This is a genomic window from Novosphingobium rosa NBRC 15208, from assembly GCF_001598555.1.
In the GTDB taxonomy this organism is placed as follows: domain Bacteria; phylum Pseudomonadota; class Alphaproteobacteria; order Sphingomonadales; family Sphingomonadaceae; genus Novosphingobium; species Novosphingobium rosa.
In genome coordinates this window covers 1-13,135 of the sequence record NZ_BCZE01000126.1, presented here as the reverse complement: position 1 = coordinate 13,135, position 13,135 = coordinate 1, and the positions used below count along the sequence as shown (strand labels likewise).

At 64.1% G+C, this 13,135-nt stretch carries 15 protein-coding genes; 5 read left to right on the top strand and 10 right to left on the bottom strand.

The window, feature by feature from the left end; genetic code table 11:
• Positions 1-395 precede the first annotated feature (395 nt).
• From rpsF to SR3_RS29035, 4 genes are all read left to right on the top strand, one after another.
• Positions 396-758, top strand: a complete 363-nt coding sequence (rpsF, locus tag SR3_RS29050) for a 30S ribosomal protein S6 (RefSeq protein ID WP_068094523.1) — start codon at positions 396-398, stop codon at positions 756-758.
• Between the two features lie 3 nt (positions 759-761).
• The gene (rpsR, locus tag SR3_RS29045) at positions 762-986 is read left to right on the top strand and encodes a 30S ribosomal protein S18 (RefSeq protein WP_068094520.1); all 225 of its coding nucleotides are present in this window, start codon (positions 762-764) and stop codon (positions 984-986) included.
• A 12-nt stretch (positions 987-998) separates the two neighbouring features.
• Positions 999-1,598: a 50S ribosomal protein L9 gene (gene rplI / locus SR3_RS29040; RefSeq protein WP_068094519.1), complete on the top strand. Its 600-nt coding sequence runs from the start codon at positions 999-1,001 to the stop codon at positions 1,596-1,598.
• A 306-nt stretch (positions 1,599-1,904) separates the two neighbouring features.
• Positions 1,905-3,335, top strand: a complete 1,431-nt coding sequence (locus tag SR3_RS29035) for an AMP nucleosidase (protein WP_068094517.1) — start codon at positions 1,905-1,907, stop codon at positions 3,333-3,335.
• 214 nt (positions 3,336-3,549) lie between these two features.
• Here the strand turns inward: SR3_RS29035 and SR3_RS29030 are convergent, their stop codons facing one another.
• Complete coding sequence (locus tag SR3_RS29030) at positions 3,550-4,311, bottom strand: alpha/beta fold hydrolase (RefSeq protein ID WP_068094512.1); 762 nt, start codon at positions 4,309-4,311, stop codon at positions 3,550-3,552.
• 181 nt (positions 4,312-4,492) lie between these two features.
• On the opposite strand from SR3_RS29030, the gene SR3_RS29025 reads away from it, so the two are divergent.
• On the top strand, positions 4,493-5,119 hold the full coding sequence (locus SR3_RS29025; RefSeq protein WP_157099195.1) for a hypothetical protein: 627 nt from the start codon (positions 4,493-4,495) through the stop codon (positions 5,117-5,119).
• Positions 5,120-5,201: 82 nt separating this feature from the next.
• Here SR3_RS29025 and SR3_RS29020 read toward each other — a convergent pair whose 3' ends face one another.
• The 9 genes from SR3_RS29020 to ffh form a co-directional block, all read right to left on the bottom strand.
• On the bottom strand, positions 5,202-6,227 hold the full coding sequence (locus SR3_RS29020; RefSeq protein WP_068094507.1) for an aspartate-semialdehyde dehydrogenase: 1,026 nt from the start codon (positions 6,225-6,227) through the stop codon (positions 5,202-5,204).
• 100 nt (positions 6,228-6,327) lie between these two features.
• Positions 6,328-8,589 (bottom strand): S9 family peptidase, encoded by a 2,262-nt coding sequence (locus SR3_RS29015; RefSeq protein ID WP_068094503.1) that lies wholly within the window; start codon positions 8,587-8,589, stop codon positions 6,328-6,330.
• 118 nt (positions 8,590-8,707) lie between these two features.
• Positions 8,708-9,076, bottom strand: coding sequence for a 50S ribosomal protein L19 (gene rplS, locus SR3_RS29010; RefSeq protein ID WP_068094500.1), 369 nt, complete (start codon positions 9,074-9,076; stop codon positions 8,708-8,710).
• Positions 9,073-9,822, bottom strand: coding sequence for a tRNA (guanosine(37)-N1)-methyltransferase TrmD (gene trmD, locus SR3_RS29005; protein WP_068094496.1), 750 nt, complete (start codon positions 9,820-9,822; stop codon positions 9,073-9,075). The genes rplS and trmD overlap by 4 nt, the downstream gene beginning before the upstream one ends.
• A complete protein-coding gene (locus SR3_RS29000; protein WP_157099194.1) occupies positions 9,819-10,127 on the bottom strand; it encodes a hypothetical protein in 309 nt (102 codons plus the stop codon). The genes trmD and SR3_RS29000 overlap by 4 nt, the downstream gene beginning before the upstream one ends.
• A gap of 40 nt (positions 10,128-10,167) precedes the next feature.
• Positions 10,168-10,464: a hypothetical protein gene (locus SR3_RS28995; RefSeq protein WP_068094491.1), complete on the bottom strand. Its 297-nt coding sequence runs from the start codon at positions 10,462-10,464 to the stop codon at positions 10,168-10,170.
• A gap of 1 nt (position 10,465) precedes the next feature.
• Positions 10,466-10,969, bottom strand: a complete 504-nt coding sequence (gene rimM, locus SR3_RS28990; RefSeq protein ID WP_068094487.1) for a ribosome maturation factor RimM — start codon at positions 10,967-10,969, stop codon at positions 10,466-10,468.
• Positions 10,970-10,974: 5 nt separating this feature from the next.
• Complete coding sequence (gene rpsP, locus SR3_RS28985) at positions 10,975-11,388, bottom strand: 30S ribosomal protein S16 (protein WP_068094485.1); 414 nt, start codon at positions 11,386-11,388, stop codon at positions 10,975-10,977.
• A gap of 50 nt (positions 11,389-11,438) precedes the next feature.
• Positions 11,439-12,923: a signal recognition particle protein gene (ffh, locus tag SR3_RS28980; protein ID WP_068094481.1), complete on the bottom strand. Its 1,485-nt coding sequence runs from the start codon at positions 12,921-12,923 to the stop codon at positions 11,439-11,441.
• Between the last annotated feature and the right edge of the window lie 212 nt (positions 12,924-13,135).

Below are 13,135 nucleotides of genomic sequence, written 5' to 3'. Positions count from 1 at the left end.
TTTGGTTGTCGGCGTGGGCGCTTCGGGTTCAGCCACAGAGCAACGCCGCCGCGCCGCAGGCATGAACGCCATGCACTGCGTTGGAATGATGCACTTTAAAGCCTGCGGCGCCCCAGGTAACGCAGGTCGAGAGCCCGGGCGCAAGGATCGGGCGCCCCTGCCCCATCGTCGGAAGACGTCATGGGAGCGCGAGGGGGTAACCCCCTCGCATCTTCTCTTCCGAATCCCCTTCCCGCCCCGATTTCCCTTGCTTTCGCGCGGCAATCCACTATGCGCCACCCCTTCTGAAAGCGCGGATTCGCAGGCCGCGCATATGGACATGCGAAGAAAGCCGGAGGGGCCCCGCAATCCCGCGGATCAGCCAACGATCGGTTACACAAGTGAAGGAAGTTGCCGTGGCTCTTTATGAGCACGTGTTCCTGGCTCGCCAGGACCTGAGCCAAGCGCAGGTTGATGCGCTGGCCGCCACCGCCACCGAGATCGTCGAGAGCAACGAGGGCAAGGTCACCAAGACCGAGACCTGGGGCCTCAAGGGTCTGGCGTACAAGATCAAGCGCAACCGCAAGGCGCACTTCGTGCTGCTGAACATTGAAGCCCCCGCCGGCGTCGTCGCCGAGCTGGAGCGTCAGACCAGCATCAACGAAGACATCATCCGTTTCATCACCGTCCGCGTGGACGAGCATGAAGCTGGTCCCAGCGTGCAGATGCGCAAGAACGACCGCGAGCGTAGCCGCCGTCGCGACCGCGAGGAGGCTTGATCCATGGCTCGTGCATTTTTCCGTCGCCGCAAGTCCTGCCCGTTCTCGGGCAAGAATGCTCCCAAGATCGACTTCAAGGACGTGCGCCTGCTTCAGGGCTTCATGTCCGAGCGTGGCAAGATCGTGCCCAGCCGCATCACCGCCGTTTCTGCCAAGAAGCAGCGTGAGCTGAGCCAGGCCATCAAGCGCGCCCGCCACGTGGGCCTGCTGCCCTACCTCGTCAAGTAAGGGAGAAGACCCATGCAGATCATTCTCCTCGAACGCATCGAGAAGCTGGGCACCATCGGCGACGTCGTGAACGTCAAGGACGGTTACGCCCGTAACTTCCTGCTGCCCAACAAGAAGGCGCTGCGCGCCAACGAAGCCAACCGCAAGGTCTTCGAAGCCAACCGCGCCCGCATCGAGTCGGAAAACGCCTCGCGTCGTGACGAAGCCGTTGCCCAGTCGGGTGATGTCGAAGGCAAGACCGTGGTCCTGATCCGTCAGGCTTCGAACGCCGGCCAGCTGTATGGTTCGGTTTCGGTGCGCGACATCGCCGAGGCTCTGAACGAGCAGGGCGCCAAGGTCACCAAGGCCATGGTTGTTCTGGAACACCCGATCAAGGCCATCGGCATCGTCGATGTGCGCATCGCGCTGCACCCCGAAGTCTCGGTCACCGTCAAGGTGAACGTTGCTCGCTCGACCGACGAGGCCGAGCTGCAGACCCAGGGCGTGAACGTGATCGACGCCATGTTCGACAACGAGGTCGGCGGCTTCACCGAAGCCTATGACCCCAATGCCGAACCCGGCGAGATCGCCAGCGACCTGCTGGACGAGCCTGCCGAGGGCGAAGAGGCGTAAGCCTTTTACCCCTAGCGGTTACGAGAAGGGCGCCTTTCGGGGCGCCCTTTTTCGTTTGGGTTGAAGGTTTGAAGAAGGAAATGCGAGGGGGTTACCCCCTTGCGCTCCCAGAACGTCTCCCGACGAGGCGGTAGCGCCGCCGCGACCTTACTCCAAGCCCGAACCCGAAGCGCCCACGCCGACAACTAAAGGGAGCGCGAGGGCGATGGCCCTCGCATTTCTGCTTTAATCCCTTCCATTCACCCTCTTAAAAACACCCCTCACCCGGTCCTTGCACCGTCACACGTCTGCGTTACACTCACGCGCATGCAAAACATTGAAAACGTCATTTCCGATCTGAGCCGCATTTACGACGCGGCTGTATCCACGCTGCGCGCCGACATTCTGGCCTATGCCGAAAACGGCACCCCGCCCCCTGCCGAGCGCGTGATCGAGCGTGCATGGTGCTATCCCGAGCTGCGCATCCATTACGCCGGGCGTGAGACTCATCCGGACGCCAGCCGCGCCTTCGGTCGCCTGCCCTACACCGGCACCTATTCGACCACGGTGACGCGCCCGCAGCTCTACGCGCAATATCTGACCGAGCAGCTGGACCTGCTGGCCGCCGATTACGCCATCGAGATCGAGGTGGGCCGCTCCACGCAGCAGATCCCCTTCCCTTACGTGCTGGATGCCTCGGCGCCGGTCAGCACCACGCCATCCGAGCTGGCGCAGCACTTCCCCGCCACCGAACTGGCGCTGATCGGCGACGAGATCGCCGACGGCATCGATCTGGGCCGGGTGGACGATGCCATCCCGCTGGCACTGTTCGACGGGCTGCGCACGGATTTCTCGCTGGCGCGTCTGGCGCATTACACCGGCACGGACACCGATCACTTCCAGCGCTTTATCCTGTTCACCAACTATCACCGTTACGTCGATGAGTTCGTGGACTGGGCCGGCACCCAGCTGGGGAAAAATGGGTATACAGCCCTGTCGGGAGCCGGTGGATTGTATGTGGATCAGCCTGTGGAAAACGCCCGCGCGCGTCTCTCCGACACCGCATGGCGCCGCCACCAGATGCCCGCCTATCACCTGATCGGCCCGAACCGCAGCGGCATCACGCTGGTCAACATCGGCGTGGGGCCATCCAACGCCAAGACGATCTGCGACCACCTCGCGGTGTTGCGCCCCGAGGCGTGGCTGATGATCGGCCACTGCGGCGGTCTGCGCGACACGCAGCGCATCGGCGATTATGTGCTGGCCCACGCCTATCTGCGCGACGACCATGTGCTGGACCCCGTTCTGCCGCCCGAGATCCCTATCCCCGCCATCGCCGAGGTGCAGCTCGCCCTGGCCCAGGCGGCGGAGATCATCAGCGGCGAAACCGGCGCAAATCTGAAGAAGCGCATGCGCACCGGCACCGTCGTCACCACCGACGACCGGAACTGGGAGCTGCGCTATGCCTTGTCCGCCCAGCGCTTCAGCCTGTCGCGCGCGATCGCCATCGATATGGAAAGCGCCACCATCGCCGCGCAGGGCTATCGCTTCCGCGTACCCTACGGAACGCTGCTCTGCGTCTCGGACAAGCCGCTGCATGGCGAGATCAAGATGCCCGGCCAGGCGAACCGCTTCTATGAGGAAGCCATCGCCTCGCATCTGAAAATCGGCACCATGGCCTGTGAACTGCTGCGCGCCGAGGGGCAGAAGCTCCATTCGCGCAAGCTGCGGGCGTTCAATGAGCCGCCGTTCCGGTAAGAAGGAAGGAATAAATGCGAGGGGGTTACCCCCTCGCGCTCCCATAACGTCTTCCGACGCTTGGGCCGTGGCGCCCAATCCTTGCGCCCGACCTCACCGCGCCGCAGGCATGACATTCCTGCCTGCGGCGCAGCGGCGTTGCTCTGCTGCCGAACTCGAAGCGCCACGTAGACATTAAAGGGAGCGCGAGGGCGATGGCCCTCGCATGACTCCTTCAACCTTCTGTCAAAAACGCCAGAATAGCCGCTCCCATGGCCTTCTGAGTCACCGAGCCCATATGCGTGCCCGGCACCTCGACATAGCGCGCATCGGGCAGCATTTCGGCCAGCTTCGGCGCTGAGCCGTTGTCCTGATCGACATCCCCGCACACCACCAGCACCGGCTGCGTGATCTGCGCCAGAGCCTCGGGCGGGGTGTCGTCCACGCTGCCCAGCAACAGACGGGCCGCAACCTGATCCACCTTCTGCGCCTTCATGAACTGCTGGGCGATGTAGGCGGGATCGCCGTGCTTGATGGTGCCGAAACGGTCGATCACATCGATGAAGAAGGCGCTGCGCCCGGCCCAGCCCGCCAGCCCTTCCAGACCCATGCCGCCCAGCACGAGGCGGCGCGGGGTCAGCCCGGCGATCACGCCGCGCGTCACCGTGCGGGCGCCCAGCGAGAAGCCACCCAGATCGTAGTCGGTCAGGCCAAGCTGTTCGATCAGGATCAGCAGGTCTTTCACCAGCACGTCCTCGGGGTAGCTGGCGGGGTCATGCGGGGCGGAGGACTGCCCATGGGCGCGCAGGTCCGGCATGATCACGCGGAAGCCCGCATCGACCAGCAGGGCGGCGTGGCCGTACTTCACCCAGTTGATCTGGGCCGAAGAAAACAGGCCGTGGACCAGCACGACGGGGCGGCCATCCTCGGGCCCAGCCATGTGAAGGGCCAGTTGATCGCCGTTGAAGCCTGCAAAAAAGCCAGTCTTTACGTCCATTTGCCCAGTCACTCCGTTGTGGTTTGGCCCCGAAATGCCCCGATACATGAACCTAAGAAAACAACAAGCACGGTGAAATGTTCATGGAACAGGGCGGGCTGCGATCTGTTCTGCCTACTAGTTTCAACTGGTAGCTCCGAAAGGACAGGACATGTTGACCTTTAAGTCGAAGATCATCGCTATGAGCGCAACCGCCCTTGCTCTGGGTCTGGCCTCTCCGGCCATGGCAGGCAAGGCCGACCGGGCCCGTGAAGCCATTTCCGCCGCCGAGGCCAAGCTGCAGTCCGCCGATCAGGCGGGTGCGGCCCAGATGTTGACGGCAGAGCAGGCCAGCGCGCGTGAGGAACTCAACCACGCCAAGGAAGCTCTGGCCAGCGGCAAGAAGGAAGACGCCATCGCCTCGGCCAACCATGCCGGCGCCATGGCGGAAGCCAATCTGGGCGAGGTGCAGCATCGCAAGCAGGCGATGAACAACGCCCGCGTGCAGGCCGCGCATGAGCAGGCCGCCGCGGCCAATGCCCAGGCGCAGGATGCTCAGGCCCAGGTGGCCGACGCCAATGCCCGCGCCGAACAGGCCAACAATGCGGCCTCTTCGGCGGCGGCTGAAGCCAATGCCGCCCGTCAGGCCGCAGCCGCCACGGCGGCCGCCGCTGCCGAGCAGCAGAAGCAGCAGGAAGTGGCCGTGACGACCACCACCTCGTCGCCCCGCCGCAAGGTGGTTCACACCAAGGTGGTGCGCAAGGCCCCGGCGCATAACAGCGCCAATGTGGCCACCAGCACCACGACCACGACCGTTCGCACTCAGTAACCCGCTGAGCGCTGACGCAAAAAGCCCCTGCCGGTACGAAACCGGCAGGGGCTTTTTCATGCCTTCGGAAGGCGGACTGAAATCAGCCCTTCTTCAGATGCCGGCGGCCTAGCAGCTCGGCGATCTGCACCGCGTTCAGGGCAGCGCCCTTGCGCAGATTGTCCGACACGCACCACAGGGCCAGACCGTTCTCGACGGTCGAGTCCTCGCGCACGCGGCTGACATAGGTCGCGCTGTCGCCCGCCGCCTCGACGGGGGTGACGTATCCGCCGTCCTCGCGCTTGTCGACCAGCATGATGCCGGGTGCTTCGCGCAGGATGTTCTGGGCTTCCTCGGCGCTGATTTCCTTCTCGAATTCGATGTTCACCGCTTCCGAGTGGCCGACGAAGACCGGCACGCGCACGCAGGTCGCGGTCAGCTTGATCTTGGGATCGAGGATCTTCTTGGTCTCGACCACCATCTTCCACTCTTCCTTGGTGAAGCCATCATCCAGGAAAACGTCGATATGCGGGATCACGTTGAAGGCGATCTGCTTGGTGAACTTCTTCGCATCGGCCTGATCGCCAACGAAGATGCCACGGCTCTGCTCGAACAGCTCGTCCATGCCTTCCTTGCCGGCGCCCGACACAGACTGATAGGTGGCGACGACGACGCGCTTGATGGTGGCGGCATCATGCAGCGGCTTGAGCGTCACCACCAGCTGCGCGGTCGAGCAGTTGGGGTTGGCGATGATGTTCTTCTTGGCATAGCCGTCGATGGCGTCCGGGTTCACCTCGGGCACGATCAGCGGCACATCGGGGTCCATGCGGTAGAGCGACGAGTTGTCGATCACCACGCAGCCCTGCGAGGCGGCCTTGGGGGCGTAGATCTTGGTGGGCTCGCTGCCTGCGGCGAAGAGGGCGATGTCCCAGCCGGTGAAATCGAAATGCTCGATGTTCTTCACCTTGAGCTTCTTGCCGGTCTCACCGAAGTCGATCTCGGTGCCCTGCGAGCGCGGCGAAGCGACGGCAGCGATCTCGTCGATCGGGAATTCCCGCTCGGCCAGGATGTTGAGCATTTCGCGGCCCACATTGCCCGTGGCACCGACGACAACAACACGATAACCCATTTCACTCACTCCCTTGGCCGGTGGAGGAACTGATCAGCCCCTCGCGGCCCATTCCATCGCGACCAGAGACGCATGGTCGCATGACTGTAGACTGGCAATGTTACGGCGGCGTCACTCCGTGCCGTGCCAGGAAGGCGAAAATCGTATTCCAGACGTGAACGCTGATCTTGGGGCCACTCACGCGGTGGGTGTAGCCGGGATACAGCATCATTTCGAAAGGCTTGGCCTCGGCCTGGAACTTGGCGATCAGGGCCGAGGAGTTCTCGAACACCACATTGTCGTCCGACAGGCCGTGGATCAGCAGCAGCGGATCGCTGATGTTGCTGGCCTTGCCCAACACGCCCGCCGCCTCATAGGCCGCCGCATCCTTGCGCGGATCGCCCATATAGCGCTCGGTGTAATAGGTGTCGTAGAGCTTCCAGTCGGTGACCGGCGCGCCCGCGATGCCCGCCGCATAGAGCCCCTGATCGGCCGACAGCATTTTCAGCGTCATATAGCCGCCGTAAGACCAGCCATAGGTGGCGATCTTCTTGCCATCGACATAGGGCAGCGTCTTGAGGAACTGCGCCCCGTCGCGCTGATCCGAAACCTCGATGCTGCCCATCGCGTGCCAGATCGCGCTTTCGAAATCGACGCCGCGATTGGGCGAGCCGCGATTGTCCAGCTCGAAATAGATGTAGCCCTTGGCCACGATCGCCTGCGCCAGCGGGCTGGTCCAGCCCTTGCTGACCACCTGCGAATGCGGGCCGCCGTAATGCTCGAAGAACACGGGATAGACCTTGCCCGGCTGCATCACCGGGGTGATCATCTTGTAATGCAGCTCGGTCCCGTCGGCGGCCTTGATGGTGCCGAAGGTCGGCGCACGATGGGCGGCCAGATAGGGCGCGTAAGGGTGATCGCCCTCCACGCGGTTCTCTTCCACCCAGGTCAGGCGCTTGCCACTGGTGTCGGCCAGATAGACCTGCGGCGGCTGCGCAGGCCCGCTGCGGCTGACCAGCAGCATCTGCGCGCTGCGGTCGATGCTGGCGCTGTTGGCATAGCCCAGTTCCGTCAGGCGCTGCGGCTCGCCGCCATGGGCATAGTTCAGCGCATAGACCTGCGGGGCCAGCACATCGTCCCTGGTGCCGGTGAAATAGAGCTTGCCGCCCTTCTCATCCAGACCGTCGAGCGAGGTGACCACCCACTGGCCCCTGGTCAGCTGGGTCCAGCTGCCACCCTTGGGATCGAAACGATACAGATGGCCGAACCCATCCCGCTCGGACCGCCAGATCAGCGTGCCGTCCTTGAGGAAGCGGTAATCGTCGGTGACGTTGAGCCACATCTTCGGGCGCGCCGTTTCACTGAACAGCACGGTGGTCTGGCCGGTGGCCGGATCGGCCTTCAGCACATCCAGCCTGGTCTGGTCTCGGTTCTGGCGCTGCACATAGAGCGCCTTGCCATCCGGCGCCCAGTCGACGCGGGTGACATAGATGTCCTTCTCGGCCCCCAGATCGACCTGCACCTTGCCCGAACCATCGGCCTTGACGATCCAGATGCTGACTTCGGCATTGGGCGTGCCCGCCGCCGGATAGCGCTGGTCGAAGGTCTTGGTGCCGGTGGCGCCGATCGAGGTGCGCGTCACCACGCCGACATGGGCCTCATCGAAGCGCTCGATGGCGACCAGCTTGTCACCGGGGGACCACCATGCCCCCTTGAAGCGCGCCATTTCCTCCTGCGCCACAAACTCCGCCTCGCCCCAATGGACGGTCTCGGAAGGCTCTGCGGGCGTGATGGCCTGCGGCTGACCGCCCGCCACCGGCACCACCCAGAAACGGCGGTCACGCACGAAGGAGACATACTTGCCCGTGGTGCTGAGCGCCGGGTTCAGCGGGTCGGCCCCGGTCTCCAGCTTCTGCACATGGCCATCGAGGCTGGCGAGATAGAGCGCGCCATCCAGCGGCACCAGCACGGCCTTGCTGTCCGCCGCCCAGCTGTAGCTGATGATGCCCTTCAGATCGCCGACGCGCAGACGCTCACGCTGCATCTTCTCGGCTTCGGACAAGGCCGCGCCGCTGGACAGCGTCTTGCTGTCGATCAGCATCGTCCACTGGCCGCTCTTGCGGTCGAAACCCCAGAGGTCATAGCGCTCACGCTCATCGGCGCGGGGGCGCAGCATGGTCAGCCAATGGCCATCGGGCGAAAGCTTCACCCCGCGCGGCGCGGCGCCCGACAGGCTGGGGCTGGCGAACACACGGTCCAGCGTCAGCACGCCGCTCACCTGCGTCTGCCCCGCGCTCACGCCCGCTTCTCGCGCGGCAGCGGGAAGCGAGGCGACAAGGCAGGTCGCTGCAAGCAGGGCAGCGGAAAAGCGGGCAAGATGCATGGCAAGGAAGCGTCCTCGGCAGGAAATGCGGGGAAGAAAAGCAAAAAGGCGCCCTGGCTGTCTTGGCCAGGGCGCCTTTGCTGAAACGGTTATCCCGTTATCGCGGGCGGTAAGGCGATTAGCCTTCCTGGCGGTTGTCGCGACGCTCAGCAATACGCGCGCGTTTGCCGGTGCGGCCACGCAGGTAGTACAGCTTCGCACGACGCACCACGCCACGACGGACAACGGTGATCGAATCGAGGTTGGGCGAGTAGAGCGGGAACACACGCTCCACGCCTTCACCGAACGACATCTTGCGCACGGTGAAGTTCGAGTTGATGCCACGGTTCGAGCGGGCGATCACAACGCCTTCATAGGCCTGGACGCGGGTACGCTCGCCTTCAACAACGCGCACGCCGACGCGCACGGTGTCACCGGGACGGAATTCGGGAATGGTCTTGCCGGCCTTGGCGATTTCCTCGGCCTCGATCTGCTGAATCAGGTTCATCGACCTGTGTCCTTCTTTTCGCGCCGCGCGCCAGAGGCAGACTGACCCGGAACGCCACCATGGCGCTCCCATAGATCGGGCCTGCGTGACCGAGTATCATCCTCCGCCTGTTGTTTCCGCCAGGCAGCGATTTTTCCATGATCCCCCGATCGCAGCACTTCAGGGATCAATCGCCCTTCCCATTCAGGGGGTCGGGTGTAGTGGGGGTATTCAAGAAGGCCGCTTTCAAACGATTCTTCTTCCCCACTCAAGGCCGCGCCCATTACGCCGGGAAGCAGCCGAATGCAAGCATCAAGCAGCATCAGCGCCGCCGGTTCCCCGCCGGAGAGGATGATGTCGCCCACGGAGACCTCTTCCACCGCGCGTCCGGCAAAGATTCTTTCGTCGAAACCCTCGAAACGGCCGCACAGCACAATCACGCCGGGGCCCTGCGCCAGTTCGCGCACGCGGGCCTGAGTCAGCGGCTTGCCGCGCGGCGTCATGGCGATGACGGGGCGATTCGCCGGGCCGTTGTCGCGCGCATGATCCACGGCGCGGGCCAGCACATCCACCTTCAGCACCATCCCCGCCCCGCCACCTGCGGGCGTGTCATCGACGGTACGGTGTTTGTCCGCCGCGAAGTCGCGGATCTGCACGGTGTCGATGGCCCATTTGCCTTCGTCACGCGCGCGGCCGGCCAGGCTGACGCCCAGCGGCCCGGGAAACATCTCGGGATAAAGGGTGAGGACAGTGGCGGAAAAGGTCATGAGCGCTTCCGCACGATACCGATAAAGGAGAGCAGGAAAGCCGCCACCAGCAGCATTCCGATCATGCGCAGGGCAAAATCCACCGCGATGGCCACCGCCGGACAGGGACTGGTGTTGGCACCGGGGCAGGATGACGGCGAAAACCACATCCAGGCCGCCATCAGCGCCAAAGCCACCGGCAGGGTGAAAGAGGCCACAAGGCGCTGCTTCAACGGCGACCAGCGCTTGTAGAACACGCGCACGCCCAGCAACATGCCGCCTTGCAGCAGCAGGGACCACAGAAAGGTCATCAGCATAGCGGGCATGGCACACACCGACATAAAAGCGGAAAAACAGGGGCGAAAATCATCTTGGCCGTCTGAACGCGGAAGCAACCGTGTTGGCAAGTGGAAAACCGATCGGAAAGCTGAACACGCCCGCCCCGAAGACCGAAACGATCAGCGTCACATCATCCTGCGGAGGGCCGCCATGATAATGCCCGACATGCAGGAAAACCATGACCTCGATCAGAAAGGTCAGAGCAGCAGCCAGCAAGGCGGCCTGATCGACGCTCAACTGCCAGCATAGAAGGCCGATCACCGCTCCCAGAAAACCTGCCAGAGCGCATGTGCCCAGCAGAACCTCCAGAAGGACGTTGATCACCTCATCCTTCCGCGTAAGCGGCGGTGACGATCAGCCGCTCATCATCCCATTCGGGCACGGCTTCCACGCGCATCGGCACCATGAAGCGAAGGGCCTTGCCATCCTCGCCCTTGGGCTTCTCGATTTCCAGCACGTCGCCCGCGCCGTAATTCTCGATGGCGATCACGATGCCCAGAGGCTCGCCCTCGCTGGAGACGGCAGGCAGGCCGAGCAGATCGGCGTGGTAATATTCGCCCTCGCCCAGAGGCGGCAGGGCATCGCGGGGCACGGTCAGCGCCGTTCCGCGCAGGCGTTCGGCGGCGGTGCGGTCGGCGATCTCGGCGAAGCGGGCAATCGCCCCACCCTTGCCGTCATCGCGCAGCGCCTTCACCGTGAAAGCCCCTTCGTTGAAGGCGCGGTAGGCCTTGAGCCCCGCCACGCCTTCCCCGAACAGCTTGAGACGCACCTCGCCCGTGATGCCATGGGCGGCGGTTATGGCCGCCATGGTCACGGGCTTGCGCGCCATTCCGATTACTCGGACGCAGCTTCGGCTTCAGCAGCCGGAGCTTCGGCGGGAGCAGCAGCCTCAGCAGCAGCCGCAGCGGCGGCGGCAGCCTTCTCAGCCTTGTCCTCGGCGCGCTCGGTGGCCTTCTTGCCGGGAACGGCCTTGTTGGGGTTGTTGGTGGCAGCGCGTTCCTTGATGCCGGCCTTGTCGAGGATGCGGGCAACGCGGTCGGTCGGCTGGGCGCCAACGCCGAGCCAGTAACGCACGCGGTCCTCGATCAGGCGCACGCGGTTCTCGTCATCCTTGGCAAGGATCGGGTTGTAGGTGCCGACCTGCTCGAGGAACTTGCCGTCGCGGGGCGAACGGCTGTTGGAGACGACGACCTTGTAGTAGGGGCGCTTCTTGGAACCGCCGCGCGACAGACGCATGGAAACCGACATTGCTGTTACCTTTCGATTTTAAACTGTTGAATAGACTGAATTAACGAAATTTATTTCTTGAAGAGCTTGGACAGATCGGGCGCGCCGCTGCCAAGGCCGGGCAGTCCGCCCATGCCCCCGGCACCACCGCCAAGGCCACCGAGCCCGCCCAGACCACCAGCCCCGCCAGCACCGCCCATGCCGCCGCCAAGGCCTCCCTTGCCGAACAGCGCGGCGAGCCCGGAGAGGCCGCCCATCTTCTTGATCTGCTTCATCGCGCGCTCCATTTCCTGGTGCATCTTGATGAGCTTGTTCACATCCTGAACCTGCACGCCGCTGCCCTTGGCAATGCGGATCTTGCGCTTGGCGTTCAGCAGGTCGGGCTTGGCGCGCTCCTTGGGCGTCATCGAACCGATGACGGCATCCATGCGCAGCAGCACCTTGTCGTCCATGCCGCTCTGCTGCATCGCCGCCTTGGCCTTCTTCATGCCCGGCAGCATGCCAGCGAGCATGCCAAGGCCGCCCATCTTCTGCATCTGGCGCAGCTGGGTGCGCAGGTCGTTCATATCGAACTGACCCTTGGCCATGCGTTGGGCGAGCTTTTCGGCGTCTTCCGCCTCAACCGCCTGCGCCGCCTTCTCGACCAGCGACACAACGTCGCCCATGCCCAGAATGCGACCGGCCACGCGGCCCGGCTGAAACACCTCGATGGCATCCAGCTTTTCGCCGGTGCCCGCGAACTTGATCGGCTTGCCGGTGACGGCGCGCATCGAGAGCGCCGCACCGCCGCGCGCATCGCCATCCATACGGGTGAGGATCACACCCGTCAGATCGACCTGGCCCGAGAAGGCCTGCGCCACGTTCACCGCATCCTGACCGGTCAGCGAATCGACGACCAGCAGGGTTTCCTTGGGGGTCGAGATGGCGGCAACCGCCTTCATCTCGTCCATCAGCTGATCGTCGACATGCAGGCGGCCCGCGGTGTCGAGCATCAGCACGTCAATGGCCTGAAGCTTGGCGCTATGCAGCGCGCGCTCGGCAATGGCGGTCGGGGTCTGGCCGGCGATGATCGGCAGGGTGGCAACGCCCACCTGCTCGCCCAGCACCTTGAGCTGCTCCTGAGCCGCCGGGCGATTGACGTCGAGCGACGCCATCAGCACCTTCTTGCCCTGCTTTTCCTTCAGCAGCTTGGCGAGCTTGGCCGTGCTGGTGGTCTTGCCCGAGCCTTGCAGGCCGACCATCATGATGACGACGGGCGGCGCGGCATTCAGATCGAGACCGGGGACATCCTGCCCACCCAGCATCTCGACCAGCGCGTCGTTGACGATCTTGATGACCTGCTGGCCGGGCGTCACCGAACGCAGCACGTTGGAGCCGATGGCGGCTTCCGTCACGCCATCGATGAAGCGGCGCACCACCGGCAGGGCAACGTCGGCCTCCAGCAGGGCGATGCGCACTTCGCGCATGGCCTCGCGCACGTCAGCCTCGGTGAGCGCACCGCGCCCACGCAGCTTGTCGAACACACCGCCAAGGCGATCGGACAGATTGTCGAACATGTCCTTGCCACTCCTGCCGGGCCGTTCCGGCGGGAAGCCGGATCACAAAGCCCAAAACACGCCAAAAACGCCGGTGGGCGAAACCTCGCCGACCAGCGTTCGCCGCATCATACGGAAAAACGCCGGCGGACGAAACCTCGTCGGCCAGCGTAGCGCCTGATGCAAGCGATACTCACTTCGTTGTCGCGTATAGCGACTATCGCATTTACCGC